This is a genomic window from Microtetraspora fusca, from assembly GCF_001570365.1.
Taxonomy (GTDB): domain Bacteria; phylum Actinomycetota; class Actinomycetes; order Streptosporangiales; family Streptosporangiaceae; genus Microtetraspora; species Microtetraspora fusca.
This window is the reverse complement of the sequence record NZ_BBYK01000041.1, coordinates 151,925-177,279: the sequence shown is the minus strand read 5'-3', so window position 1 is coordinate 177,279 and position 25,355 is coordinate 151,925. Positions and strand designations below refer to the sequence as shown.

20 protein-coding genes and 1 pseudogene are annotated in these 25,355 nt (G+C 71.5%); 8 read left to right on the top strand and 13 right to left on the bottom strand.

Going from position 1 to position 25,355, the window contains the following annotated elements:
* Positions 1-76: 76 nt before the first annotated feature.
* A complete protein-coding gene (locus AWQ68_RS08160; protein WP_066937130.1) occupies positions 77-940 on the bottom strand; it encodes a tRNA (adenine-N1)-methyltransferase in 864 nt (287 codons plus the stop codon).
* Positions 941-1,099: 159 nt separating this feature from the next.
* On the opposite strand from AWQ68_RS08160, the gene AWQ68_RS08155 reads away from it, so the two are divergent.
* Entirely contained in the window at positions 1,100-2,197 is a 1,098-nt protein-coding gene (locus tag AWQ68_RS08155) for a GNAT family N-acetyltransferase (protein WP_066937127.1), read from the top strand.
* 18 nt (positions 2,198-2,215) lie between these two features.
* Here the strand turns inward: AWQ68_RS08155 and AWQ68_RS08150 are convergent, their stop codons facing one another.
* Together AWQ68_RS08150 and AWQ68_RS08145 are read right to left on the bottom strand one after the other, a co-directional pair.
* Positions 2,216-3,442, bottom strand: a complete 1,227-nt coding sequence (locus tag AWQ68_RS08150; RefSeq protein WP_066937125.1) for an aminotransferase class III-fold pyridoxal phosphate-dependent enzyme — start codon at positions 3,440-3,442, stop codon at positions 2,216-2,218.
* A 29-nt stretch (positions 3,443-3,471) separates the two neighbouring features.
* Positions 3,472-4,380 (bottom strand): carbohydrate kinase family protein, encoded by a 909-nt coding sequence (locus AWQ68_RS08145; RefSeq protein WP_066937122.1) that lies wholly within the window; start codon positions 4,378-4,380, stop codon positions 3,472-3,474.
* A gap of 58 nt (positions 4,381-4,438) precedes the next feature.
* Here AWQ68_RS08145 and AWQ68_RS08140 point away from each other — a divergent pair, with 58 nt between their 5' ends.
* Entirely contained in the window at positions 4,439-5,044 is a 606-nt protein-coding gene (locus AWQ68_RS08140; protein WP_066937716.1) for a TetR/AcrR family transcriptional regulator, read from the top strand.
* Positions 5,045-5,112: 68 nt separating this feature from the next.
* Here AWQ68_RS08140 and AWQ68_RS08135 read toward each other — a convergent pair whose 3' ends face one another.
* On the bottom strand, positions 5,113-6,741 hold the full coding sequence (locus AWQ68_RS08135; RefSeq protein WP_066937119.1) for an FHA domain-containing protein: 1,629 nt from the start codon (positions 6,739-6,741) through the stop codon (positions 5,113-5,115).
* Between the two features lie 378 nt (positions 6,742-7,119).
* Positions 7,120-8,250: a site-2 protease family protein gene (locus AWQ68_RS08130; RefSeq protein WP_066937117.1), complete on the bottom strand. Its 1,131-nt coding sequence runs from the start codon at positions 8,248-8,250 to the stop codon at positions 7,120-7,122.
* A 123-nt stretch (positions 8,251-8,373) separates the two neighbouring features.
* Between AWQ68_RS08130 and AWQ68_RS08125 the strand changes: the two genes are divergently transcribed.
* From AWQ68_RS08125 to AWQ68_RS08115, 3 genes are all read left to right on the top strand, one after another.
* The gene (locus AWQ68_RS08125) at positions 8,374-9,237 is read left to right on the top strand and encodes a RecB family exonuclease (protein ID WP_066937713.1); all 864 of its coding nucleotides are present in this window, start codon (positions 8,374-8,376) and stop codon (positions 9,235-9,237) included.
* Positions 9,238-9,387: 150 nt separating this feature from the next.
* On the top strand, positions 9,388-10,599 hold the full coding sequence (locus AWQ68_RS08120; RefSeq protein ID WP_066937114.1) for a sensor histidine kinase: 1,212 nt from the start codon (positions 9,388-9,390) through the stop codon (positions 10,597-10,599).
* Entirely contained in the window at positions 10,599-11,282 is a 684-nt protein-coding gene (locus tag AWQ68_RS08115) for a response regulator (RefSeq protein ID WP_066937111.1), read from the top strand. Before AWQ68_RS08120 ends, AWQ68_RS08115 begins: the two co-directional genes overlap by 1 nt.
* A 24-nt stretch (positions 11,283-11,306) precedes the next feature.
* Here AWQ68_RS08115 and AWQ68_RS08110 read toward each other — a convergent pair whose 3' ends face one another.
* The 8 genes from AWQ68_RS08110 to metH form a co-directional block, all read right to left on the bottom strand.
* Positions 11,307-12,419 carry an ABC transporter ATP-binding protein gene (locus AWQ68_RS08110; protein WP_066937108.1) on the bottom strand — a complete coding sequence of 371 codons (1,113 nt, stop codon included), beginning with the start codon at positions 12,417-12,419 and terminating at the stop codon, positions 11,307-11,309.
* Positions 12,416-13,441 (bottom strand): ABC transporter ATP-binding protein, encoded by a 1,026-nt coding sequence (locus AWQ68_RS08105; protein ID WP_066937105.1) that lies wholly within the window; start codon positions 13,439-13,441, stop codon positions 12,416-12,418. Before AWQ68_RS08105 ends, AWQ68_RS08110 begins: the two co-directional genes overlap by 4 nt.
* Positions 13,438-14,451 carry an ABC transporter permease gene (locus AWQ68_RS08100; protein WP_066937102.1) on the bottom strand — a complete coding sequence of 338 codons (1,014 nt, stop codon included), beginning with the start codon at positions 14,449-14,451 and terminating at the stop codon, positions 13,438-13,440. Before AWQ68_RS08100 ends, AWQ68_RS08105 begins: the two co-directional genes overlap by 4 nt.
* Before the next feature lie 78 nt (positions 14,452-14,529).
* Complete coding sequence (locus tag AWQ68_RS08095) at positions 14,530-16,296, bottom strand: ABC transporter substrate-binding protein (RefSeq protein ID WP_066937100.1); 1,767 nt, start codon at positions 16,294-16,296, stop codon at positions 14,530-14,532.
* Positions 16,297-16,343: 47 nt separating this feature from the next.
* Positions 16,344-17,333 (bottom strand): ABC transporter permease, encoded by a 990-nt coding sequence (locus AWQ68_RS08090; protein WP_066937098.1) that lies wholly within the window; start codon positions 17,331-17,333, stop codon positions 16,344-16,346.
* 406 nt (positions 17,334-17,739) lie between these two features.
* Positions 17,740-18,249: a cellulose synthase gene (locus AWQ68_RS08085; RefSeq protein ID WP_066937095.1), complete on the bottom strand. Its 510-nt coding sequence runs from the start codon at positions 18,247-18,249 to the stop codon at positions 17,740-17,742.
* 163 nt (positions 18,250-18,412) lie between these two features.
* Positions 18,413-19,054 carry an HAD family hydrolase gene (locus AWQ68_RS08080; RefSeq protein ID WP_066937092.1) on the bottom strand — a complete coding sequence of 214 codons (642 nt, stop codon included), beginning with the start codon at positions 19,052-19,054 and terminating at the stop codon, positions 18,413-18,415.
* Between the two features lie 142 nt (positions 19,055-19,196).
* Entirely contained in the window at positions 19,197-22,661 is a 3,465-nt protein-coding gene (gene metH, locus AWQ68_RS08075; protein ID WP_066937089.1) for a methionine synthase, read from the bottom strand.
* Between the two features lie 193 nt (positions 22,662-22,854).
* Here metH and AWQ68_RS08070 point away from each other — a divergent pair, with 193 nt between their 5' ends.
* The 3 genes and pseudogenes from AWQ68_RS08070 to AWQ68_RS43470 all read left to right on the top strand — a co-directional run.
* Positions 22,855-23,712, top strand: a complete 858-nt coding sequence (locus AWQ68_RS08070) for a PAC2 family protein (RefSeq protein ID WP_066937085.1) — start codon at positions 22,855-22,857, stop codon at positions 23,710-23,712.
* A 185-nt stretch (positions 23,713-23,897) separates the two neighbouring features.
* Positions 23,898-24,374, top strand: a complete 477-nt coding sequence (locus tag AWQ68_RS08065; protein WP_066937082.1) for a peptide deformylase — start codon at positions 23,898-23,900, stop codon at positions 24,372-24,374.
* A 458-nt stretch (positions 24,375-24,832) separates the two neighbouring features.
* Positions 24,833-25,355, top strand: a pseudogene (locus AWQ68_RS43470) (hypothetical protein); the annotation flags it as partial.

The window sequence follows — 25,355 nt, the reverse complement described above, 5'->3', positions numbered from 1 at the left end:
GTTTATTCAGGTGAGCATTAGGTACACACCTAGTTGTTCCCCAATCACGCGGTTTTGCCGGTTTGTGGCTGAATCGTCATATCGAGTCGGTCCCCTCTCCGTACGCACCCTTGGCGGGGCGCCTGCGCCTTGGCGGCGGCGTGACGCCGTCCGCCATGCGGCGGGCCGTGACCAGGAACCCGGTGTGCCCCACCATGCGGTGGTCGGGGCGTACCGCGAGCCCTTCCACATGCCAGTCGCGAACCAAGGTCTCCCACGCGTGGGGCTCGGTGAAACTCCCGTGTTCCCTGAGGGTTTCGACGGTTCTTGAGAGCTGAGTGGTCGTCGCGACGTAACAGCAGATCACACCCCCGGGGGTGAGCGCCTTGGCCGCGGCGTCGACGCACTCCCACGGGGCGAGCATGTCGAGGACGACGCGGTCGACGTCCTGCTCGTCAAGGGCGGAGACGAAGTCGCCGACCACCAGCCGCCACTGCTCCATCGGGCCGCCGTAGAACTTCTCCACGTTCTTGGTGGCGACCTCGGCGAAGTCGGCGCGCCGCTCATACGAGGTGACCGAGCCCTCCGAGCCGACGGCCCGCAGCAGGAAGCACGTCAACGCGCCCGAGCCGACCCCCGCCTCGACAACGCGGGCCCCGGGGAAGATGTCCGCCATGGCGACGATCTGCGCGGCGTCCTTCGGATAGACCACCGCCGCGCCTCGCGGCATCGACACCGCGTAGTCCTGCAACAGGTGCCGGAAGGCGAGATACGCGGTGCCTCCCGACGAGCGGACCACGGAGCCCTCGGGCTGCCCGATCAGGTCGTCATGCGGGATGGAGCCCTTGTGGGTGTGGAAGACCCCACCCTCCTTCAGCGTCACCGTGTGCCGCTTGTCCTTCGGATCGGTGAGCTGAACCTGATCCCCGGCCTGGAACGGCCCGTGCCTGCGAAAACCCATGGCGCCAAGGCTATCCGTGTTTGCCCTGTACCGACGGCGTCCCGGACCCCGGCCGACGGCGCCCGAGGACCCCCGCGGACCCGTCCCCCGGCGCCTCCCGGGCCGCCACGTCCCATAACCCTCTCGCGGCGAATCGGTTCACGCTGGTAGAACCACTCTATGTACCCCGAAAACCTGGTTTCCGCCGGGCCGTACACGCTGCGCAGGGCCGTGGAGGCAGACGCCGACGCGGTGGCGCGGGCCTGCAACGACCCCGAGACCGCCCGGTTCCTCCCGATAATGCCCTCGCCGTACACGCGCGAGGACGCGCTGTCCTGGATCAACGAGACCTCACGCGAGATCTGGGAGCGCGGCGGCGCCAACTACGTCGTCACCGACCCGGACACCGGCGATCTCCTTGGTGCGGCCGGGCTCAAGCCCGCCGACCCGATCGGCAACAGCGAGGTCGGATACTGGATCGCCCCGTGGGCGCGCGGCCGCGGGGTCGCCACCGCCGCCACCCGGGCGCTGGCCGAGCTGGCCTTCAGCCGGGGCGTCCCCCGGATCTTCCTGCGCGCCGACATCGAGAACATCGCCAGCCAACGGGTCGCGTACGCTGCGGGCTTCCGGCGTGAGGGGGTGCTGCGCGGCGCGGGGCCCCGCCGCGACGGCTCGCGCGCCGACATGGTGGGCTTCGCCCGCCTGGCGTCCGATCCCGGCGACGCGATCCGGCCGTACCTGCCCTTCCTCCCCGGCGGCGAGCTGACCGACGGCGTCGTGCGGCTGACGCCCCTCACCCTCGCGGACGCCGGCGACTACCACGCCATGGCGGCCCTCCCCGACGTCTACGCGCGCCACGTGCCCCCGAAGTCGCCGCAGTACGCCGAGTCCGAGGAGCGCTGCCGGCACGCCCTCCATCTGTGGCTCGCCGGGTACCAGGCCGGGATGGCGATCCGAGACGCCGTCACTGACGAGTTCGCCGGCGACATCCAGCTCGCGAACGTCGTCCCGCCGCTCGACCAGGCGATGATCGGCTACAGCCTGCGTCCCGAGTTCCGCGGGCGCGGCCTGGTCACGCGCGCCCTGGACCTGCTCGTGGACTGGGCGTTCACGCACACCCGGCTGCGCCGGCTCATCGCGGGCACCGCGCCCGACAACACGGCCTCGCAGCGGGTGCTGGAACGCGGGGGGTTCGTCCAGGAGGTGCTCGTCAAGGGCCTGCTGCCCGGCCCCGACGGCACCCGCGTGGACGACATCCAGTGGTCGCGCACCCGCTGAACCCCGACCGACGCCGGGTCAGTCGGCGCCGAACGCCGCCCTGAGCTTGGCGAAGGCGGCGTCGGTGCCGAGCAGCGCGCGGTCGATCTCCTCGTCCGTGTGGGCGGTGGACAGGAACCAGTTGTGCCAGGGGTGGAGGTAGACGCCCTCGCTCAGGCAGGCGGCCGCCCACCGCATGCCCTTGTCCAGGGTGGCGTCGTCCTCGAAGGACAGCCAGGGGATCGCCACCGGGCCGGTCTGCTTGATCGCGAACCCGTGGGAGGCCGCCTGCGCGGCCAGGCCCTCCCGCAGGCGGGTCCCCGCGCGCTCCATGAGGGCGGGGCCGTCGGTCTCGCGCAGGATCTCGATGGTCGCCTTGGCGGCCGCCATGGCAGCCGCCGAGAACCAGAAGGATCCGGTGGAGTACAGCGTCTGCGCCGGGCCGCGCAGGGCGTCCACCCCGGTGACGGCGGCGATCGGGAAGCCGTTCGCCATCGCCTTGCTCCACGCGGTCAGGTCCGGGCGGACGCCGAAGGGCTCCCAGGAGCCGCGCAGGTCGAGCCGCCAGCCCGCGCGCACGTCATCGATGACCAGTGCGGCGCCGATCCGGTCGGCGAGGGCGCGCAGCCCCCGGGCGAAGTCGGCGTCGGCCGGTTCCTGGTCCTCGAACGAGTCGTGCTTGAACGGGGTCACCAGGATCGCGGCGACGTCCCCCGCCTCCTCCGCCGCGGCCTCGGCGCTCGCCAGGTCGTTATACGTGAACTCGACGGTGTCGGCCCGCTGGTTCGGCGTGGTGCCGGACAGGCCGGGCGTGCACCAGGGGTCCGCGCCGTGGTAGGCGCCGTGCGCGACCAGCGCCTTCGTCCGCCCGGTCGCCGCGCGGGCCACCATGAGCGCCTGCGTGGTGGCGTCGGTGCCGTTCTTGGAGAACATCGCCCAGTCCGCCGACGGGATGAGATCGACCAGGAGCTCGGCCAGTTCGACCATGACCGGCCCCGGGCCGTTCAGACAGTCGCCGAGCGCCTGCTGTGCCGCGGCGGCGGCCTCGACCCTGGGGTTGCGGTGCCCGACGATCATCGGTCCCCAGCTGCACATCAGGTCGACGTACTCGCGGCCGTCGGCGTCCCACTGCCGGGCGCCTTCGCCGCGTACGAAGAATTGGGGGTAGGCGTCGCCGTGCAGGGCGGCGTTGAGGTGGCCGTACATGCCGCCGGGAACGACCCTGGCGGCGCGTTCGCGCAGCGACGCGTCCGAGAAACCGGTCACGGGAGAGCTCCTTCGTCCTGTCGGGGTGGTCACAGGGTGGCCGGGTCGAGGCCGGCGAGGCCCGCGTCGCTGCCCAGCCCTCCGGCGACCCTGGCGGCGAGCGCGGTGCCGAGCCGGGCGGCGCCGACGGCGTCGCGGCCTCCGAGGAGGCCGGCGATGTAGCCCGCGCAGTACGCGTCGCCGCAGCCGGTGGTGTCGACCACCGGGACGTCGAGCGCGGGCATCCGGACCCGGCCCTCGGCCGTGGCCACCAGGCTGCCCTCGCCCCCGAGCGTGATCACCACGCCGGACGGTCCCGCGGCGAGCAGGGCGTCGGCCGCCTCCTCGACGTCGCCCGCGCCGGTCAGCATGAGCGCCTGCTCCTCGTTGGGCAGGACGTGGTCGACGTGGGTAAGGAAGGTCCGCGCCCCGGCGACGAGGTCCGGCATGTTGGACAGCAGGTCCATCGTGACCACCGTGCCGCCCGCGCGGGCGTCGTCCAGCAGGGCGAAGAACGCGGGATCGTGCAGGCCCCAGGTGACGTCCATGCCGCCGAGGTGGAGCACGGACGCGCCCAGGATGCGATCCTTGTCGAGGTCGGCCGTGGCCAGCCCGAGGTTCGCCCCCGGCACGTGGAAGGACGGACGTCCGCCGTCCGGCCGGATCGGCAGGACCGACGCGGCGGTCTGCTCGCCCGGCCTGCGGACGACGCCGGAGACGTCCACCCCGCGCCGCTGCATGATCATGATGAGGAAGTCGCCGAGCTCGTCGTCGCCCACCGCCCCCATGGACGCGACCGGGAGCCCGATCGCGGCCAGGTCGACCGCGGTGCCCGCGGCGGCCCCGGCGGCCGTGATGCGGATCTGTTCGAGCAGATGCGTGTCCTGGCCCTGGGGGATGGAGTCGACCGGGCGGGCCAGCACGTCCACGATGTGGACGCCGAGTGTGACGACCGTCATGCCCGGGATAATAGACGGACGTCCGACTAAAGTGTCAACAGACGAAGGGGGAATGGAGATGCCGAAGATCGTGGACCACGCCGAGCGGCGGGACGAGGTGATGGCGGCGGCCCGGCGGGTCATCCTGCGCGACGGCGTCGAGGGCGCGACCACCCGCGCGATCGCCAGGGAGGCGGGCTACTCCAACGGCGTGCTCACGCACTACTTCGCCGACAAGGACGACATCCTCCTGTCGGCCCTGCGCGACTCGCACCGCCGCATCGCCAACCGCCTGAAGGACAAGCTGGCCGGGCTCACCGGCCTCGCCGCGCTGCGCGAGGTCCTGCTGGACAACCTGCCGCTCGACGAGGAGCGGGCCGCCGAGACCGGCCTCGAGGTCGGTTTCTGGGGACGCGGCCTGAGCAGCCCGGCGCTCCTCGCCCTCCAGCGGGAGGACGCGGCCGAGCTGCGCTACCTCGTGCGCAGCCTGCTCGCCTCGGCGGCCGAGGCCGGGGAGATCCCCGCGGCCTCCGACCTCGGCGAGGACCTCGACGACGTGACCGAGCGGCTGCTCGCGCTGGTCGACGGTCTCAGCGCGCACCGGCTCCTCTACCCCGACCGGATGCCCCCGGAGCGGCTCGAACGCCTCATCCTCCGCGAGTTGGACCGGCTCGCCGGCCGCTGACGCCCGCGCGCCCCGAAACTCCCCGGCGCGCGACGCCGAAGGGGCCCGCGGAACGGGCCCCCGCCGGCTCAGACCGTACGGTGCGGCTCGTAGCGCATGGTGCGGGAAACCCCGATGCGCACGGTTGTGCCCGGAGCGATGGCGACGACCTCGTTCGGCGGGATGTCGTAGAAGTTCGGGTCGCCGGGCGGCTGGATCTGGGTGCCGTTGACCGAGCCGAGATCGACGAGCGTGACGTCCCAGCCGTCGAGCGTGATCCGCAGATGCCGCCGCGACACCGAACCGTCGGGGCTGGTCACCCTGGCCGGGCGTGCCTCCCCCGACTGCGCCTCCGGCGCCCGCTCCGGGTCGCGTCCGAGCACGTAGTCGGAGTCGAGGCTCAGCGTGACGCCGTCATCGAGCACCAGCACACCGAGCGACGGCCGCGTCCCCTTGTACGGCACGAGCACGTGCGCGGGGATGGGAACGCCGCAGACCGCGCAGAACTGCGCCCGCGGGTCGTTGAAGTGGTCGTTCTTGCAGTCGACGCCGTACACCATGGGCATCGGGTCCGACGACGGCGTGGAGTCGAGCTGGGTGGCGTCCCCCGGCTCCTCCTCCGGCGACCCCGACGACGAGCCGGCCGAGGAGGAGCTCAGAAACGGCTCGAACCCACCGCCGTCGTGCGGCGCACCCTCGTCCTCGTGGCCTCCCGAGAACTCCGGCTCCGGCTGCGGGCCGGTGGAGTGGCCGGAGAACCCCTCGCCGATCGGGCCGGGGCCGAGCCCCAAGATCGGGCCGGACGGCGGGCCGGAGACCTCCGGTCCGGGCGTCGGCGGCGCCGGGTAGGGGCCGGAGTCGGCCGACGCGGCGGAGTACGGCAGCGGGTCGGACGGCGGCCCGGGATAGGGCGACGGCTCAGAATAGGGCGACGGCTCAGGAGACGGCCCGGACGTCACCGGGGCGAACGGTCCCGAGTCGCGGTCGGAGTCGGTCCTGGGGAAGGGCGACGGCGGCGCCTGCGGCTCCCGGGGCGGCTCCACGGGCGGGAACGGCGGCTCCACGGGCGGGAACGGCGGCTCCACGGGCGGGAACGGCGGCTCCATGGGCGCGAAGGGCAACGGCGGCGGCACGACCGGCTCGCGCGCGACGATCGGCTCGGGCGCCGCGGGCGCCATCGGAGCCGGCATCGGCTGCCGCCTCGGCGGTGGCGGCGGGAAGGCGACCCCGCCGGTCTCGGTGAAGTCCTGGATCAGGCCGGCGCCCGTCACCACGCCGCCGTCCAGCCGCGCGTACGGGCTGGAGGGGCCGGCGCCGGGGAGGCGCAACTCGATCGACGTCACCGGGCCGCGCACCAGGCGGTCGGTCCAGGTGAGCGCGTGGCGCCCGGCGAGGTGGACGTCGCCGTCGGGCCCGCCGCGCACGCTGGCCTCCGCCGCGCCGCTGACCAGGACCGCGACGCCGCCGTCGGTCGGCCCGGCGATCGCGCAGGCGACCGGCTCGCCCGTGGGCCGATCCATCGTCCCGGCCAGAACCTGTGCCACCCGGCGGGCCAGCGCCCGGCCGTCCCCGCCGGAGGCCGCGGTCTCGCGCAGCGCCGCGAGCAGCTCCTCGACCGGCTGGTCCTCGGCTCCGCATACCAGCAGCAGGCCGTTCACATGAGCGACGACGCCATCTCCCGGCAGCGGGCGGACCACTCCCACGCCCTGTTCCGTCACTGAATTCTCCCTTTCCGGAAACCCCACCAGTTGAACGGCACCGGCATCGGCGCGCTCACCGGGACATCCGTCCGCGGGGGGCGGGCCCGGAACGTGACCGAAGGCGACACCAGGTCGATCACCCCAGAACGTAGCAAAAAGAACGGCATAGAGCCTTCCTGAGGCCGTCCACTCCGGGACGCCCGCGCCCGGACGTCCGGTCGGCCCGCCGCCGTACGGGGCGCGGGCACGACGCCGGACGGCTCGCGGGTCGGTGCGCCGACGCTTCGAGGGCTGGCCACTGCACGCTCCTGATCGGTTTGATCAGAACACTAGTCGCACCTGCCCCCAGTAGACGAGTGGGGAGGTCGGATCGGCGTCCCGCGGCCGGACGCGCCGTCAGACTCCGGAGAACACCCGGTTCACGTCGGAGGTGACGAGCACGCCGTAGATCTCGCCGCCGCGCTCGACCAGCAGATACTCCCCTGACGGGGTGCCGCGCATGGCGTCGAGCAGCGGCTCGCCCTCCAGGTCGGCCCCGAGCACCAGCGACGGCTCCAGGGTGCGGGCCAGGGCGCCGACGTTCACCCAGGGCCGCCGGTGCTCCGGCGTGGCCTTCACCGCGGCGTCGTTGACGATGGCCACCGGGCGGGACTCGTGGTCGACCACGACCATGGCTCCGGCGCCCGCGTCCTGCGCCCGGCGCAGCGCCTCCGACAGCGGCACCTCGGCGGTCACCGGCATCGCGCGGCGGGCGAGGGTGCGGGCGCGGAGGTGGGGAAGGCGGGCGCGCACCCTGGCCACCCGGAGCGACTGCGTGGCGCCCATCCAGATGAACGAGGCCAGGATGACCGCCCAGACCATCAGCGGGAGATCGATCTCCTGCCCGGTCATGACGGACGTCAGGAGCGGCCAGGCGATCATGACGACGGCGAGGCCCCGGCCGACCCAGGCGGCGGCGATGGTGCCGCTGCCGGGGTTGCGGGTGATCTTCCACACGCCGGCCCGCAGGATGCGGCCGCCGTCGAGCGGGAGGCCGGGCACCAGGTTGAAGATCCCGACGATCAGGTTGGCCCAGGCGAGTTGGTAGACGAGCACGTAGAAGAGGCCCTCGGACGGCACGGCGAAGGTGAGCAGCAGGTACCCCAGGCCGCCGAGGCCCAGCGAGAGCGCCGGGCCGGCCGCCGCGACGAGGAACTCGCGCCCCGGGGCGTCCGGCTCGCGCTCGATCTCCGAGACCCCGCCGAGCATGTAGAGGACGATCCTGCGCACCGGGTAGCCGTAGTGCTTGGCGACCACGCAGTGGGCCAGCTCGTGCGCGAGCACCGACAGATAGAGCAGCACCGCGAACAGCAGCGCCACCGCGTACGTACCGGGGCGGCCGTATCCGGGGAGGTAGGCCGCGAACCACGGTTCGGCGCTCCAGGTGATGAAGGCGGCCACGAGGAGCCAGGTCGGCGAGACGTAGACCGGGATGCCGAACGGCCGTCCCATCCGCAGGCCGGGGGAGCCATTCACAGGGGTACTCATGGTGGTCGTCTTCCTCCTTGGCCTTGATGGTACGCGCCGCGGCGTGGCCGCAGGCCACGCCTGACGCGGGCCGTTCGGGCACCGGGAGGGTTTCTGTCAGCGTGGTGGCCTACAGTGCGGGACATGGCTCTCACCGAAGAGCGCGCGATCATCGGCGCCCTCTCCCCTTCCCGTGCCGGCGATTTCATGACGTGCCCGCTGCTCTACAGGTTCAGGGTGATCGACCAGCTCCCCGAGAAGCCCTCCCCTGCCGCGGTCCGCGGCACGCTGGTCCACGCCGTCCTGGAGCGGCTGTACGACCTGCCCTCGGGGGCCCGCACGGTGGCGGCGGCGCAGGATCTGCTCGAACCGCAGTGGCGGCGGCTGCTCGACGAGGCCCCCGAGTACGGCGGGCTGTTCTCCGACGACGAGGAGCGGGACCGCTGGCTCACCGAGGCCAGGGGGATGGTCGAGCGGTACTTCACGCTGGAGGACCCGAGCCGGCTGGAACCGGCCGAGCGCGAGATGTACGTCGAGGCGGTGCTGGACAGCGGGCTGCTGCTGCGCGGCTACATCGACCGGCTGGACGTGGCGCCGACCGGCGAGGTGCGGGTCGTCGACTACAAGACGGGCAGCGCGCCGGGCCCGGAGTTCGAGGCCAAGGCGCTGTTCCAGATGCGGTTCTACGCCCTGGCGCTGTGGCGGCTGCGCGGCACGGTGCCGCGCATGCTCCAGCTCATGTACCTCGGCAACGGCGAGATCATCCGGTACGTGCCGGACGAGGCCGACCTGCGGGCCACCGAGCGGAAGGTCCAGGCGCTCTGGGAGGCGATCGAGCGCTCGCTGCGGTCGCGCGAGTGGCGGGCCCGGCGCTCGCGGCTGTGCGACTGGTGCGACCACCAGGCGCTGTGCCCCGAGTTCGGCGGCACTCCCCCGCCCGTCCCCGACCGCGACCCGGGGCTCGGCTCGCGCAGGAGCAGCCACCGGGCTGCCACCGACGAGCTGTGACACGCGCCGCCCGGCGGGTGCGGCGACCCGTGACGGGCCCGGCGGGTGGCGGCGCCTGACGTGCCGGCGCGGGGGCTCATCCCTTCGGACGAGCCGGATATCCGCCCAGGGCAGGGTCGGTCTCCCAGGCCGGGTCCGTAAATTGGAGGCGTGCGCTCCACCCCCGGCAGTGCGAGATCCTCGATCCGATCGCACGCGCTGATCACCGACTCGGCTGTCGCGGCGGTCCTCACCGCGGCGTCGCTCGCGTTCGCCCTGCTGGTGGGCGACGGACTGACGGGCGTTCCGGCGATGGAGCCGCGCGCCCCCGGCGCGCTCGGCCTCGTCCTGGCCGCGCTGTGCACGCTGCCGGTGGCGCTGCGCCGCCGCAGCCCGCTGATCGCCCTGGCGTTCGCCGCACTGCCCGATGTGGCCCTCCACGCGCTCGGCCTCAGCCCGGGGCTGGGCGGCGTCGCGATGCTGATCCTCCTCTACTCGGCCGCCGCGCACCGGGGGCTCGCGGTCAGCCTGATCGCCCTCGCCGTCACCGGCCTCGCCTACGCCGTGGGCTCGCTGCTGGGCCACGAGCCGCTCTCCTGGGCGGACCACGTCATCGCGGTGGTGGTCACCATGTTCTGCTGGACCGGCGGTCGCAGCGTGCGGCTGCGCCGCGCCTATCTCGCCGAGCTGGTCGACCGTACCGACCGGCTGGAGCGGGCGCGGGAGGCCGACACCCGGGCCGCCAGGGCCGAGGAGCGGTCCCGGATCGCCCGGGAGCTGCACGACGTCGTGGCGCACCACGTGAGCGTCATGACGGTCCAGGCCGCCGCGGCGCGCAAGATGCTGGCGGTCAAGCCGGACGTGGCGCGGGACGCGTTGACCGCCATCGAGGAGATGGGGCGCACGGCGATGTCGGAGATGCGCAACATCGTGGGGGTGCTGCGCACCGACGGTCCGGCCGAGCGCGGGCCGCAGCCGGGTATGCAGGACGTGCCCACGCTGGTCGACCAGATGCGCGAGGCCGGCCTGCGCACCGAGCTGAGCGTCGAGGGCGGCGCGGGGGGCGACCTGCCGGCGCTCTCGCCCGGCGTCGACCTCGCCGCCTACCGCCTCATCCAGGAGGCGCTCACGAACAGCCTCAGGCACGCGGGACCGGAGGCCAGGGCGTGGGTGACCGTACGCCGGGACAGCGGCGAGCTGCTGGTCCACGTGGAGGACGACGGGCGCGGCCCGGCGCCGGAGCCCGAGCTTCCCGCCCGGACCGGTCACGGTCTCGTGGGCATCAAGGAGCGGGTCGCCCTTTATGGTGGAGTCCTGCGAATCGGTCCCCGCGACGGGGGCGGGTTCGAGGTCAGGGCCCGCTTCCCCCTCAAGGACAGATGATGCCGATCAGAGTACTGCTGGTGGACGACCAGCCGCTGCTGCGTACCGGATTCCGCTTCATCCTTGAGGCCGAGCAGGACGTGACCGTCGTCGGCGAGGCGGGCGACGGCGCGACGGCCATGGAGCAGTCCCGGGCGCTGCTGCCCGACGTCGTGCTCATGGACATCCGGATGCCGGGCATGGACGGCATCGAGGCGACCCGGCGCATCGTGCGGGAGGCGTCGGCCAGCGCCCACGTGCCCAAGGTCCTTGTGCTGACCACGTTCGACCTGGACGAGTACATCGTGGAGGCGCTGCGCGCCGGGGCGAGCGGGTTCCTGCTGAAGGACGTGCCGCCGGACGACCTCGTGCAGGCGATCCGGGTGGTGGCGGGGGGCGAGGCGATCGTGGCGCCGAGCGTCACCCGGCGACTGCTCGACCGGTTCGCCAACCGGCTGCCGTCGGCGCAGGAGCGCGCGGTCCCGGCCCGCCTCGACCGGCTGACCGAGCGCGAGCTCGAGGTGCTCCAGCTGATCGCCAAGGGCATGTCGAACGCCGAGATCGCGGCGAAGCTGGTGGTCAGCGAGACCACGGTGAAGACGCACGTCGGCAACGTGCTGACCAAGCTGTCCCTGCGCGACCGGGTGCAGGCCGTCGTCCTCGCCTACGAGACCGGGCTGATCACGCCGGGGGCCCGTTCCTGAGGGGCCGCCCGGCGTGACCGGGCGTCACGATGAGGTCGGCGCGCCCTCCCCCGGCGCGGCCTCTTCCTGCGTACCGTTCCCGTCCGTCGCCGCGGGCGCCTTGCCCGCGTCCCCGGACGCGGGGGCGTTCTCCGGGAAGTGGCAGGCCACCTGGTGGCCGGACGCGAGCGCCAGCAGCGGCGGCTCGACCTGCGAGCAGATCTCCTGCGCCTTCCAGCAGCGGGTGTGGAAACGGCACGCCGGCGGCGGGTTGAGCGGCGAGGGCACGTCCCCCAGCAGCCGGATGCGGTCGCGCTCCTTGCGCCGCTTCACGTCCGGGACGGGCACCGCCGACAGGAGCGCGTTCGTGTACGGGTGCATCGGCGACTCGTACAGGCTCTTGCGGTCGGCCAGCTCGACGATCTTGCCGAGGTACATCACCGCGACCCGGTCGCTGATGTGCCGGACCACCGACAGGTCGTGCGCGATCACCACGTAGGTGAGGTCGAGCTCGTCCTGCAGGTCCTCCAGGAGGTTGACCACCTGTGCCTGGATCGACACGTCGAGCGCGGACACCGGCTCGTCGGCGATGATCAGCTTGGGCTTGAGCGCGAGCGTGCGCGCGATGCCGATGCGCTGGCGCTGACCGCCGGAGAACTCGTGCGGGTAGCGGTTGTAGTGCTCGGGGTTGAGCCCGACCATCTCCAGGATCTCCTGGACCGCCTTCTTGGTGCCCTGCTCGGTCTGGATCCCCTGGATCCGGAACGGCGCGCCGACGATGGCGCCGACCGTGTGGCGGGGGTTCAGCGAGCTGTACGGGTCCTGGAAGATCATCTGCATGTCACGGCGGAGCGGCCGCAGCCGCCCCTGCGACATGTGGGTGATGTCGTGGCCCTCGAAGGAGATCTTGCCGCCGGTCGGCTCGATCAGCCGGGTGATCAGCCGTCCGGTGGTCGTCTTGCCGCAGCCCGACTCCCCGACCAGGCCGAGGGTCTCGCCCTTGACGACGTCGAAGCTGATGCCGTCCACGGCCTTGACCGCGCCCACCTGCCGCTTGAGCAGCCCCTTCGTGACCGGGAAGTGCTTCTGCAGGTCCTGCACGCTCAGCAGAGGCTCTCGGGCCGCACCGGCTCCGGCCGGCGTCCCACGCTCGCTCACGACGCCTCCAGGTTGGGCTTGATCTCGTTCTCCCAGACGGCGCGACGGACGTCGCGGGACAGGTGGCAGCGCACCAGGTGGCCGCCCTCGCTCTCCAGGAGCTCGGGGACGTCCGAGGTGGACCTGCCGCCGGTGCGGTCGGCGTACACGCAGCGCGGGTGGAAGGCGCACCCCGACGGCACGTTGATCAGCGAGGGCGGCGAGCCCTTGATCGGCAGGAGGCGCTCGGTGCGCTCCCGGTCCAGGCGGGGCATCGAGCCGAGGAGACCCCAGGTGTACGGGTGCTCCGGCCGTTCGAAGATGTCCTCGGCCGTGCCGTACTCGATGGCCTTGCCCGCGTACATCACGAGGATGTCGTCGGACAGCTCGGCGACCACGCCCAGGTCGTGGGTGATGATGATCAGGGCGGCGTTGAAGTCGCGCTGCAGGTCGCGCATGAGGTCGAGGATCTGCGCCTGCACGGTCACGTCGAGGGCCGTCGTCGGCTCGTCCGCGATGAGCAGCTCGGGGTCGCAGCTCAGCGCCATGGCGATCATGGCGCGCTGCCGCATGCCGCCGGAGAACTCGTGCGGGTGGCTGTCCACCCGCCGGTCCGGCTGTGGGATGCCGACCCGGTCGAGCATCTCGATCGCGTGCTTGCGCGCGACCTTCTTGCTCACGTCGTGGTGGATCCGGTACGCCTCCATGATCTGCGCGCCGACCGTGTAGAACGGGTGCATCGCGGACAGCGGATCCTGGAAGATCATCGCCATCTTCTTGCCGCGCAGCGTGCGCACGTGCTCGGCGCTCGCGCTGACGAGTTCCTCGCCGTCCAGCCAGATCTCGCCGGAGATCTTGGCGCGGCCGCCCTTGTGCAGGCCGAGGATGCCGAGGCTGGTGACGCTCTTGCCCGAGCCGGACTCGCCGACGATGCCGAGGGTCTTGCCCCGCTCCAGCCGGAACGAGAGCCCGTCCACCGACTTGACGAGGCCGTCGTCGCTCGGGAAGTGGATCCGCAGATCCTTCAGTTCCAGGAAGGTCACGCCAGCCTCACCCTCGGGTCGACCACGGCGTACAGCAGGTCGACGATCAGATTCGCCGCGACGACGAAGAACGCGGTGAGCATCGTCACGCCCATGATCTGGGGCAGGTCGTTCTTCAGGATCGCGGTGATCGCGAACTTGCCCACGCCGTTGAGAGAGAAGGTGCTCTCGGTCAGCACCGCGCCGCCGAGCAGCAGGCCGAAGTCGAGACCGAAGATCGTCACGATCGGGGTCAGCGCGGCGCGCAGCCCGTGCTTGGTGATCACGGTGCGCTCGGGCAGGCCCTTCGCCCGCGCGGTGCGGATGTAGTCCTCACCCATCGTCTCGAGCATCCCGGCCCGGGTGAGCCGCGCGTATCCGGCGGCGTAGAGGAACGCCAGCGTGATCCAGGGCAGGATCATGTTGTACGCCCACTCGGCCGGGTTCTCCGTGATCGGTGTGAAGCTTCCGCCCGGCGCGGTGATGCCCATGCCATAGCTGAAGATCACCAGCGAGACGATGCCGGTGAAGAAGACCGGCAGCGAGACACCGGCGAGCGCGATGCCCATGGCGGCGCGGTCGAAGACACTGCCCTTGCGCAGCGCCGACAACACGCCGGTCGCGACGCCCGCGAGCACCCAGATCACCGCCGCCCCGGACGCCAGGGACACCGTGACCGGAAGGCGGTCGAGCAGGTCGTTCCAGACCGGCTGGTGGCTGATGAAGGAGTAGCCGAAGCAGGGGGCGGGGCAGTTCTCCACGCCTGCTCCCGTGTCGTACTCGGCTCCGGCGACGATGCCCTTGACCCACCGGCCGTACTGGACGACCACGGGGTCGTTGAATCCCAGCCGATCGGCGAGGTTGCCGACGGTCTCCTCGGTCGCCGACTTCCCGACGTACCGAGCCGCGAAGTCATCGGCCGTGGCACCGGCCGCGCGGGGCACCACGAAGAAGATCGCGAAGGTGACCATGCTCACCACCGCGAGCATGAGCACGGCGCCGATGATGCGCCTGATGATGTATGTGACCACAGTCCCCCCGGCTCCGGGGGCCGGCCGCGTGGGCCGGCCCCCTTCCGCCCTGGCTTACTGAACGGATTGCCGGACCGGTTACGCGACGCCCAGGTTGAGGTAGTCGTACATGTCCCAGGCACCGCTGACCGCCACGTTGGTCATGCCGGTGCCGCGCACCATGACGGACTTCGCGTAGACGCTCGGGAGCACGTAGGCGTTCTCCATCACCTTCTGGTCGACCTCGCCCCAGAGCGCGTCACGCTTGGCGGTGTCGGTCTCGACGTACGCCTTGTCGATCAGCGCGTCGATCTCGGGGTTCTTCACGCTGAGGTTGTAGTTGCCGCCCGAGGCGCGGATCGTGCGGCTGTCGGTGATCTGCGACATGAAGCCGAAGCCGTCGTTCCAGTCGGCGCCCCAGCCGTTGGTGGCCAGACCGATGCTGTTCTTCTTCACGAAGTCCGGCTTGCCGGCGTACAGCGCGAAGTAGTCGCTGGTCGGGTAGCCCTTGAGGGTGAGCTTGATGCCGGCCTTGGCGAGCGCCTGCTGCAGCGACTCGGCGGTGGCCTTCTCCTTCGGCCGGTCCGCGCGGTACGCCATGTTGGTCTCGAAGCCGTCGGGGTGGCCGCACGCCGCCAGCGCCGCCTTGGCCTTCTCCACGTCGCCGGTGCCGGTCGGGTAGAGGTCGAGCTTCTTCCACCCGCCGATCGACGGCGGCATCAGGCTGGACGCGATGTCGCCGCCGGCGAACTCGCCGCCGTAGGCGTTCTGCAGGCCGACCCGGTCCGCGGCGTAGATGACGGCCTTGCGGCAGTCGATGTTGTCCAGCGGGGGAACGTCGCCGATGATCGAGGTGTACCAGGTGCGCGCCTGGGTCGGGTTGTCCGTCCTGGCCTTGATCGCCGGGTCGGACAGCACGCGACTGAGCGCGGCGGGCTGGACGCCGGAGCCGGCGACATCGACGTGCAGGTCGCCGGCGATGAGCCGGTTGTCCAGGTCGTCCGCGTTGACGCCGAGGGAGATCTCGTACCGGTCCGGGAGCGCCTTGCGGATCGGGTCGGTCGCCGGGTCCCAGTTCTCGTTGCGGACCAGCGTGTACTGCTTGCCGGCCTCGACCTTCTCGAACTTGTACGGCCCGGAGGCCACGACGTGGTCGCGGTACTTCACGCCGTCGTCCTTGGCCTTCGGCACCGGGACCGTGCCGGGAAGCGCGGCGAAGTAGTCGAAGCCGCCGTAGGGGCGGTTCAGGTGGAAGACGATCGTCTGGTCGTCCGGCGTCTCGATGGCCTGGTCGGTGTTGACGTCCGGCGTCTTGTAGACGCTCTTGAAGTCCTTCGGCAGGTCCAGCCAGTCGTTGAAGTAGGTGGGGCCGTTGACGAGGGTGGTCTTGTCCATCGACCGCAGCACCGCGTACTTCACGTCCTTGGACGTGATCGCCGCGCCGTCCTCGAACTTGACGCCGGCGCGGAGCTTGTAGGTCCACGTCTTGCCGCCGTCGCTCGGGGTGCCCAGGCTCTCCGCGAGGTCGGGTACCAGCTCGCGGCCCTTGGCGCCCGCCCCGGGGTTGAACGTCACGAGCGGGCGGCCGTAGATCCGGAGGAGGTTCCAGGACATCGCGTAGTACGTGTCACCGGGGTCGACCGAGTCCCAGTCCTCGGAGACGGCCATCTTGAGGGTGCCGCCCTTCTTGTCGGAAGGGTTGAACACCGCCTCGAGAGCCCCGTTCGCCACGTCCTTGGCGGCGGAGGCGCCGGAGTTGCCGCCCTCCGTCTTCTTGGTGCCGCCGTCGCCGCCGCCGCAGGCCGTGAGGCCCAGGGCGAGAGCGGCGGTCGCGGCCACCACGGCCGCGGCGGATTTCTTCGTCATTTACTAGCACCCCTTGCTCATAGGGATTACGGGGATGGAATGAGGGTTCAGCGGGACGACTTGGGGTCCAGGGCGTCGCGCAGCCCGTCCCCGAAGAGGTTGAAGGCGAGCACGGTGATGAAGATCGCCATGCCCGGGAAGAACATGAAGTGCGGGACGGTGTAGTACTTCACGGCGTCCGAGAGCATGCCGCCCCAGGTCGCCGTCGGCGCGGGGATGCCGACGCCGAGGAACGAGAGCGCCGCCTCGAACAACACGTTGGTCGGGATCAGCAGCGTCGCGTAGATGAGGACGGGCGCGATCAGGTTCGGCAGGATCTCCCGGAACAGGATGTACGGCCCGCGCGCGCCCAGGCTGCGCGCCGCGTCCACGAACTCCCGTTCGCGCAGCGACAGCGTCTGACCGCGGATGATGCGCCCGATGTACGGCCAGTTGAAGAAGCCGATCACGAAGATCAGCAGGAGGATCCTGAGCGTGTCGCCCTTCACCGCCAGCGACGTCTCGAACTGGGCCAGGACGCCGATGAGGGCGAGGGAGAAGACCAGCAGCGGGAAGGCGAGGAAGGCGTCCATCGCCCGGCTGATCAGCGTGTCCACCCAGCCGCCGAAGAAGCCGGCGACGACGCCCATGACCGTCCCGATCACCACCGAGAGCAGCGTGGCGAAGAACGCGATGAGCAGCGAGATCCGCGCGCCGTACAGCACGCGGCTGAAGATGTCGCGGCCGTTGAGCGGCTCGACGCCGAACAGGAAGTCCCCACTGATGCCGGTGCCGCCCTTGGGCGTCATGGTGGACGGGTCGATCATCTCCTGGTGGAACTCGTTCGGCGGGTGGCCGAACCAGCCCACGAGCACCGGCGCGAATATCGCGATCAGGATGAGGAGGACGACGACGACGGCGCCGCCCATGGCGACCTTGTCGCGCTTCAGCCGCATCCAGGCGATCTGGCCCAGCGAACGCCCCTGGATGGTTCCGGCCGGCAGCCCGCTCGGAGCGGCCACCACGGCCGGGGCGGTCGGGTCGAGCGGGGCGGTCACCGCGCCTCCAGGCTCTCAAGCGGCGAACGGTCGTCGCGTTCGCTCGTGGGCTCCCGGTGCGCCCACGCGAGCGACACGGCGCTCCGTGTGTGGACGACCTTGCTTCGCACGGCCATGCGTGTTGGCCCCCTGGGTTCCAGACGTTCTCGTGCGGTCCCGGCAGGCCCCCGGGTCCCAGAAGGGAGGATCTACGTTCTGAACTGGGTAAACAAGCCCAAAGGGGGTCTATGTGGCCCAACTGTGATTGACGCGAAACTCATTCGTACTGATCTTGGATGGAATGTCCGAGAGCCGTTTCAGTTGCGTCTCGGAACCATGACATTCTCACCATTCGAGATCTTACGAGCAGTGCTCGGCCGACCACGCGCCGCTCCGCGCCGAAGCGCCCCGGAGCGGCCGGGAGGTCTCAGTCGATGCCACGCCGCCGGAGGATGTCCTCGATGTCGGAGAAGTCGTCCGCCGCGGCGGGCTGGGCGGAACGCTCGACCGGCTTGGCCGTCCCGGCCGGCGCAGCCGGCTTCCCCGTGGCGGCGGGCTTTCCGGCGGCAGCGGGCTTTCCGGCGGAGGCCGTCCCGGAGGCGTCCGCGGCGCCGCTCGCGCGGCCCCGCGCGATGGCACGCCCGCGCAACGCGCCGGAGACGACGAAGAGCAAGACGGACAGGCCGGCCAGGACGATGCCCGTCCACACCATGGGCGACAGGACCAGACCGGTCACGAAGGACACCAGCGTGGAGACGACGTTCCACAGCGTCTCCAGGATCCCGGTCAGCAGCGCGGCGAGCGGCAGCAACGACCACGCCATGGCGCGCAGCCCGGCGGCCAGCCCCCGGCGGCGGAACGCCAGGTAGCTCAGCACGAGCCCCACGACGGTGATTCCCACGCACAGCGGCGTCCAGGCGATGGCGGTGAAGGACATGAATGCTCCTCTTACGGCGTTCGTTCCATCCTGGCACGCGCCGCCGCCGGGCGAGCGCCGCGAGATCGCCGGGAGGACCCTGAGATCCCCCTGAGATCGCGCGGACGGGGTCAGGGACGCGCCGCGAGGAGCCGCACCGAGGCGATCGCCCGGGAGGAGCCGGTCAGCCGATGAGGCCGCGCAGAAGCGCGACGTCCACGTGGCGCAGCGACGGCACGACGACCCGCCCGGGCGCGGGGTCGATGGACACCAGGCTGGGCACGGCGACCACCCGGCACCCGGCCGCCGACGCGGAGGCGACGCCGTTCGGGGAGTCCTCCAGCACCGCGCAGCGCGCGGGATCGACCGAGAGCAGGCTGGTCGCGGTGAGGTACGGCTCGGGGTGCGGCTTGGTCCAGGTGACGTCGTCGGCGGTGACGATGATGTCGAAGTGCTCGCGACCGACGGACTTCAGCACCGAGTCGGCGATCACCCGCAGCGACGAGGTGACCAGCGCGATGGGCACGCCCTCGTCGGTGATCGCGCGGAGCAGTTCGAGGGCGCCCGGCATGGTCTCGACCCCGTCGGCGAGCCGCCGCTCCATGCCGTCGAGCAGCCACTCCCCCACGACGGACGGCTCCACGTCGGTCCCTGTCACCCTGAGCATGTAGGCGATGCTGCGCTCCCACGAGCCGCCCACGAGCTGCTCCTGGTGCTCGGGCCCCCAGGTGCCGCCGAGGCGGGCCACCACCTCGGCCTCCACCTCGAACCACACCTTCTCGGTGTCGACCAGCAACCCGTCCATGTCGAAGAGAACCGCGTCCAAGCTTCCCCCTTGCCGCTTCGCCGTACCGGGTGATCCAGGCGCGTCGCCGCGTGCCAGGGGGAGCCCCAAGAGGCCACGATCAACGGATGCGCAGGTCAGCCATGCTATACGGGCGCACCCGGTTGATCGCGGGCGGGGCCGGTCAGACGTTGAAGTACTTCGCCTCCGGGTGGTGAACCACGAGCGCGGACGTGGCCTGCTCGGGGTGGAGCTGGAACTCCTCCGACAGGGTCACCCCGATCCGCGAGGGGTCGAGCAGCTCCATCAGCTGAACCTGATCCTCCAGGTTCGGGCAGGCCGGGTAGCCGAAGGAGTAGCGGCACCCGGTGATGTTGACCTTGAGCATGTCGGCGAGCGTCTCGTCGCCGCCGATGCCCAGCTCGGAGCGGACCCGGGAGTGCCAGTACTCGGCGAGCGCCTCGGTGAGCTGGACGGACAGGCCGTGGAGCTCCAGGTAGTCGCGGTAGGAGTCCTTCGCGAACAGCTCCGCGGTGGCCTCGCTGATGCGGCTGCCCATCGTGGCGACCTGGAAGGCGACCACGTCCACCTCGCCCGAGTCGCGCGACCGGAAGAAGTCGGACAGGCACAGGTGCCGGTCCCGGCGCTGGCGCGGGAACGTGAAGCGGGTGCGCTCGTTGCCGGCCTCGTCGAGGATGACGAGGTCGTCGCCCTCGCTGACGCACGGGAAGTAGCCGTAGGCGACGGCCGCCTCGAGCAGCCCCTCGGTCTGCAGCCGCTCCAGCCACATGCGCAGCCGCGGGCGGCCCTCCAGCTCGACGAGCTCCTCGTAGGACGGCCCCTCGCCGCCGCGCGCCGCCTTGAGGCCCCACTGGCCCATGAAGGTGGCCCGCTCGTCGAGGAAGGACGCGTAGTCGGCGAGCGGAATGCCCTTGACCACCCGGTCGCCGAAGAAAGGCGCGCGCGGGACGGGGTTGTCCGCGGCGACGTCGGACCTGGCGGGCAGCTCCTCGACCGGGGTGCGGGTGAGGACCGCGCCGGTCTTCACCCGGCGGGTGCGCAGCGCGGGCAGCTCCGCGCCCTCCTCACCGCGCTTGACCGCCATGAAGGCGTCCATCAGGCGCAGGCCCTCGAAGGCGTCCCTGGCGTAGCGGACCTCGCCCCGGAACAGGTCGGCCAGGTCCTGCTCGACGTACGCCCGGGTCAGCGCGGCGCCGCCGAGGAGCACGGGGTACCTCTCGGCGATGCCCCTGGAGTTCATCTCCTCCAGGTTCTCCTTCATGATGACCGTCGACTTCACCAGGAGCCCGGACATGCCGATCACGTCGGCCTTCTTGTCCTCGGCGGCCTCCAGGATCGCCGACACCGGCTGCTTGATGCCGAGGTTGACCACCTCGTAGCCGTTGTTGGACAGGATGATGTCCACGAGGTTCTTGCCGATGTCGTGCACGTCGCCCTTGACCGTGGCGAGGACGATGCGCCCCTTGCCGGCCCCCTCGACGCGATCCATGTGGGGTTCCAGGTAGGCGACCGCGGTCTTCATCACCTCGGCCGACTGGAGCACGAACGGGAGCTGCATCTCGCCGGAGCCGAACAGCTCGCCGACGGTCTTCATGCCGTCGAGCAGCACCTCGTTGATGATCTCCAGGGCGGGCCGCTGCGCGAGGGCCTCGTCCAGGTCGGCCTCCAGGCCCTTCTTCTCACCGTCGATGATGCGGCGCTTGAGCCGCTCCCACAGCGGGAGCCCGGCCAGCTCGGCGGCCTTGCCCGCCTTGAGCGCGGCGGCGTCCACGCCCTCGAACAGCTCCATGAACCGCTGCAGCGGGTCGTAGCCCTCGCGGCGCCGGTCGTACACCATGTCGAGCGCGACCTGGCGCTGCTCGTCGGGGATCCGCGACATCGGCAGGATCTTGGACGCGTGGACGATCGCCGAGTCGAGCCCGGCGTTGACGCACTCGTTGAGGAAGACCGAGTTCAGCACCATGCGGGCGGCGGGGTTCAGGCCGAACGACACGTTGGAGACGCCCAGCGTCGTCTGCACGGTGGGGTGGCGCCGCTTGAGCTCGCGGATCGCCTCCAGGGTCTCCAAGCCGTCGCGCCTGGTCTCCTCCTGGCCGGTGGCGATGGGGAACGTCAGGCAGTCGACGATGATGTCCTCGACCCGCATGCCCCAGTTGTGGACCAGGTCCTCGATGAGGCGGTCGGCGATCCTGACCTTGCTCTCGGTCGTACGAGCCTGGCCCTCCTCGTCGATGGTCAGCGCCACGACGGCCGCGCCGTGCTCCCTGACCACCCGCATGATCCGGGTGAACCGGGAGTCGGGCCCGTCACCGTCCTCGTAGTTGACCGAGTTGATGACGGCACGGCCGCCGAGCATCTCGAGGCCGGCCTCGATGACGGCGGGCTCGGTGGAGTCGATCACGATCGGCAGCGTGGAGGCGGTGGCGAACCGGAACGCCAGCTCGCGCATGTCGTTCACGCCGTCGCGGCCGACGTAGTCAATGCAGAGGTCCAGCATGTGGGCGCCGTCGCGGGCCTGCGCCCGGGCGATCTCGACGCACTCCTCGTGGTTCCCCGCGAGCATCGCCTCGCGGAACGCCTTGGACCCGTTGGCGTTGGTGCGCTCGCCGATGGCGAGGAAGGAGGTGTCCTGCCGGAACGGCACGTGCTGGTAGAGCGAGGACGCGCCCGCCTCGGGGCGGGGACGCCGGGCCTCGCGCCGCCGGCCGCGGATGCGCTCGACGACGTGGCGCAGATGCTCGGGGGTGGTGCCGCAGCAGCCGCCGACCAGGGCGAGGCCGTAGTCGCGGGTGAACGCCTCGTGCGCGTCGGCGAGCTCCGCGGGCGTGAGCGGATAGTGGGCGCCGTTGGCGGTGAGCTCCGGCAGGCCGGCGTTGGGCATGCACGACAGGGGCAGCCGGCAGTGCCGGGCCAGGTAGCGCAGGTGCTCGCTCATCTCGGTCGGCCCGGTCGCGCAGTTGAGGCCGATCATGTCGACGCCGAGCGGCTCGACCGCGGTCAGCGCGGCCCCGATCTCCGAGCCGAGCAGCATGGCGCCGTTGGTCTCGATCGTCACCTGGGCGATGATCAGCACGTCGCGTCCGGCCGCCTCGACGGCCCGCTTGGCGCCCACCACGGCGGCCTTCACCTGGAGCAGGTCCTGGCACGTCTCGACGATGATGGCGTCGGCGCCGCCGGCGATCAGGCCCGCCGCGTTGTCGCGGTACGCGTCGCGAAGCGTGGCGTACGGCAGGTGGCCGAGCGTGGGGAGCTTGGTGCCGGGGCCCATCGAGCCGAGGACGAAGCGGGGGTGGTCCGGAGTGGACCAGCGGTCGGCCTCCTCGCGGGCGAGGCGGGCCCCGGCCTCGGACAGCTCGAAGATGCGGTCGGAGATGCCGTACTCGCCGAGCGCGGCATGGTTGGCGTTGAAGGTGTTGGTCTCGACACAGTCGACGCCCACCGCGAGGTAGGCGTCGTGCACGGCCCGCACGATGTCGGGCCTGCTGACGTTGAGGACGTCGTTGCAGCCCTCGTGCCCCTGGAAGTCGTCAAGGGTCGGGTCGTAGGACTGCAGCATGGTGCCCATCGCCCCGTCCGCCACAAGCACACGCTCGGACAGGGCTCTACGGAAGGACAGTCCACTCGTCATGCGCCAAGCCTATCCGGCCCCGCGCGGAGCCTATCGAACGCGATGGCCGACAAGAACGAGCCGCGGCCCGCGCCCGGTTCCCTCCCGCGCCGGAACGGACGATCATGTTGGGCGCGTGGGTGACACCGGGGGCTCCCCACCGAATAGTCTTATGGGAAGGTCACATCCCTGTGGGCCAGTGAGGAGGCGGCGCGTGATCGAGCTCGAAGGGCTCCCTGAGCTCGTCGACCCGGTGCTGATCGCCGCGTTCGAAGGATGGAACGACGCGGGCGAGGCGTCCAGCGGAGTGCTCGCGCACCTTGAGTCGGAGTGGAAGGCCACCCCGCTGGTCGAGCTGGACCCGGAGGAGTACTACGACTTCCAGGTGACCCGGCCGCTGGTGGAGACGGGCGACGACGGCATGACCCGGTCCATCGTCTGGCCGACCACCCGGCTGTTGCTCGCCCGCCCGCCGGGCGCGGGGCGCGACGTCCTGCTGCTGCGCGGCATCGAGCCGAACATGCGCTGGCGCTCGTTCTGCGCGGAGATCGTGGGCCTGTGCCACGATCTCGGCGTGGAGCTGGCGGTGCTGCTGGGCGCGCTGCTCAACGACTCGCCGCACACGCGGCCGGTGCCGATCACCGGCTCGGTGAGCGACCCCGGGATGGCGCGCGCGCTCAACCTGGAGCTGACGAAATACGAGGGTCCGACCGGCATCGTCGGCGTGCTCCAGCACACCCTCGGCTCGGCCGGCCTGCGGACCGTCTCGCTGTGGGCGTCGGTGCCGCACTACGTCGCCCAGCCGCCGAACCCCAAGGCCACCCTCGCGCTGCTGCGCCGGATCGAGGACATGCTCGACCTGCCGATGCCGTACGGCGACCTGGCCGAGGAGGCCAGGGCGTGGGAGCACGGCGTGGACGAGCTGGCCGCGCAGGACACCGAGGTCGCCGAGTACGTCCGCGAGCTGGAGGAGCGCAAGGACGCCACCGACCTGCCCGAGGCGAGCGGCGACGCCATCGCGGCCGAGTTCGAGCGCTACCTGAGGCGCAGGGACCGCGGCACCGACGGCTGACCGGCCACGCGCACCCGGCGGCACTCTACGGACGATTACTTTCTGCGATCAGCCGAAGATCACACATGGCGCGCGGCGAGCCATCGAATCCATCACATCGACGGTGTAATAAGGGATCTACCCGATTGGACCGCGCCCGGTGTGGGCATTTCGTTGTGGTGTCGTCGTAGCCGCGGGGAGTGTGCATGAGTGTCCGGCAGATCCGAATGTTCGGTGATCCTTCGCTACGTGGCGTAGCCGAGCCGGTCACCACCTTCGACCGGTCTGTACGCGACCTCGTCCGGGTGCTCACCGCGACCATGCGGGCCGGGACGGGACGGGCGGGGCTCGCCGCGCCACAGATCGGCGTCCCGCTCCGGGTGATCGCCTTCGAGGTGGACGGGCGGGCGGGCCACATCGTCAACCCGCGCCTGGAGGTCTCCGGCCGGCTGCTCCGGGCCGACGAGGCGTGCCTGTCGGCTCCCGGGATGTGGTGGCCGCTGGAACGCTCCTTCGCCGCCGTCGCCCGCGGCCGTGACATGTACGGCAAGCCGATCACGGTGCGCGCCATCGGCACGCTGGCGCGGGTGCTCCAGCACGAGGCCGACCACCTGGACGGCGTCCTCTTCATCGACCACCTGCCCGAAGAGGAGCGGGAGCGCTTCCTCGCCGCCATCCCGTGACAGCCGCCGCGGCCACAGCGCCGCGGCCCGCGTCCATGTGAAGCGCCACATCGCGTCCGGAGTCCGAACGACCTCGCGGGCCCCGGCCGGCCCCGCCGCGCGCACGTCCTGCTTCTCACCCCGCCACCTCCGCCGGCGGAGCCGCCGCGCCCACGTCCTGACGACGCGGCGTCCCTCATGTCCTCGCCACACCGATGCCCGGGTCACCGCCGGTCTGCGGTGAAGCGGCCATGTGAGCGCCCGCGGACGAGGCGGCGGGAGCGGGTCGCCCGGCATTCCTGAGACCGGCGAGACCCAGCGGAAATGGCGTCATACGGGGCGCTGGACAGAGCAGCGGACATACCTGTCACTATCCGACCGCGAGGAGTAGCCGTCTCCGCCCCTGGGGACGATCGCTTCGACCTCCCCAACGGTCGTGGAAACCCCGAGAATCCACGCTCACTTCGGGGAGGGTCAACATGTCCGTGTTCCACCGCGGTCTCACGCCGGCTGGTGAGCCCGCACGTTCCGGCGACCTCGGGTCGGCTCCCGATGTCGTGCGCACACGCGGTCTCACGCCGGCTGTGGAGGCCGCGGTTTCCGGCGACTCCTCGCCGGACGGCCCGCCCCCTGACGGGGTGGCCGGCACGGCGAGCGACTCGCCCATGATCGGCAGGCGGGCGTTCCTGGCGCTCGGAGGCGGCATCGCCGGAGCGGCGTTGCTCCGGCCGCCGACTCCCTCGGGCGCGCCGGGAACCGCGCGGACGCCGGCCACGGCGACCGGCGAGGGCGCGGCGACCGGAACGACGGCACCCGGGGCGCCCGTCGGCACGTCGGCGGCCGCGCAACCGGCCGGTGCGGCCGCCGGGGCCGCGAGCGCCGCTTCGGGGGGCGCGGTGACAGGCGCGGCGACCGGAACGGCGGCGGGGGCGACCGCCGAAGGGGCCGCGGCAGGCACGGGACTCCCGGCGGGTGCGACGGGCACGGAAACGGCGGGCGGGG

Coding starts and splice junctions, on each gene's coding strand:
- AWQ68_RS08160 (WP_066937130.1), bottom strand. CDS start 940: ATGGGTTTTCGCAGGCACGGGCCGTTCCAGGCCGGGGATCAGGTTCAG.
- AWQ68_RS08155 (WP_066937127.1), top strand. CDS start 1,100: ATGTACCCCGAAAACCTGGTTTCCGCCGGGCCGTACACGCTGCGCAGG.
- AWQ68_RS08145 (WP_066937122.1), bottom strand. CDS start 4,380: ATGACGGTCGTCACACTCGGCGTCCACATCGTGGACGTGCTGGCCCGC.
- AWQ68_RS08140 (WP_066937716.1), top strand. CDS start 4,439: ATGCCGAAGATCGTGGACCACGCCGAGCGGCGGGACGAGGTGATGGCG.
- AWQ68_RS08130 (WP_066937117.1), bottom strand. CDS start 8,250: ATGAGTACCCCTGTGAATGGCTCCCCCGGCCTGCGGATGGGACGGCCG.
- AWQ68_RS08125 (WP_066937713.1), top strand. CDS start 8,374: ATGGCTCTCACCGAAGAGCGCGCGATCATCGGCGCCCTCTCCCCTTCC.
- AWQ68_RS08115 (WP_066937111.1), top strand. CDS start 10,599: ATGCCGATCAGAGTACTGCTGGTGGACGACCAGCCGCTGCTGCGTACC.
- AWQ68_RS08095 (WP_066937100.1), bottom strand. CDS start 16,296: ATGACGAAGAAATCCGCCGCGGCCGTGGTGGCCGCGACCGCCGCTCTC.
- AWQ68_RS08085 (WP_066937095.1), bottom strand. CDS start 18,249: ATGTCCTTCACCGCCATCGCCTGGACGCCGCTGTGCGTGGGAATCACC.
- metH (WP_066937089.1), bottom strand. CDS start 22,661: ATGACGAGTGGACTGTCCTTCCGTAGAGCCCTGTCCGAGCGTGTGCTT.
- AWQ68_RS08065 (WP_066937082.1), top strand. CDS start 23,898: ATGAGTGTCCGGCAGATCCGAATGTTCGGTGATCCTTCGCTACGTGGC.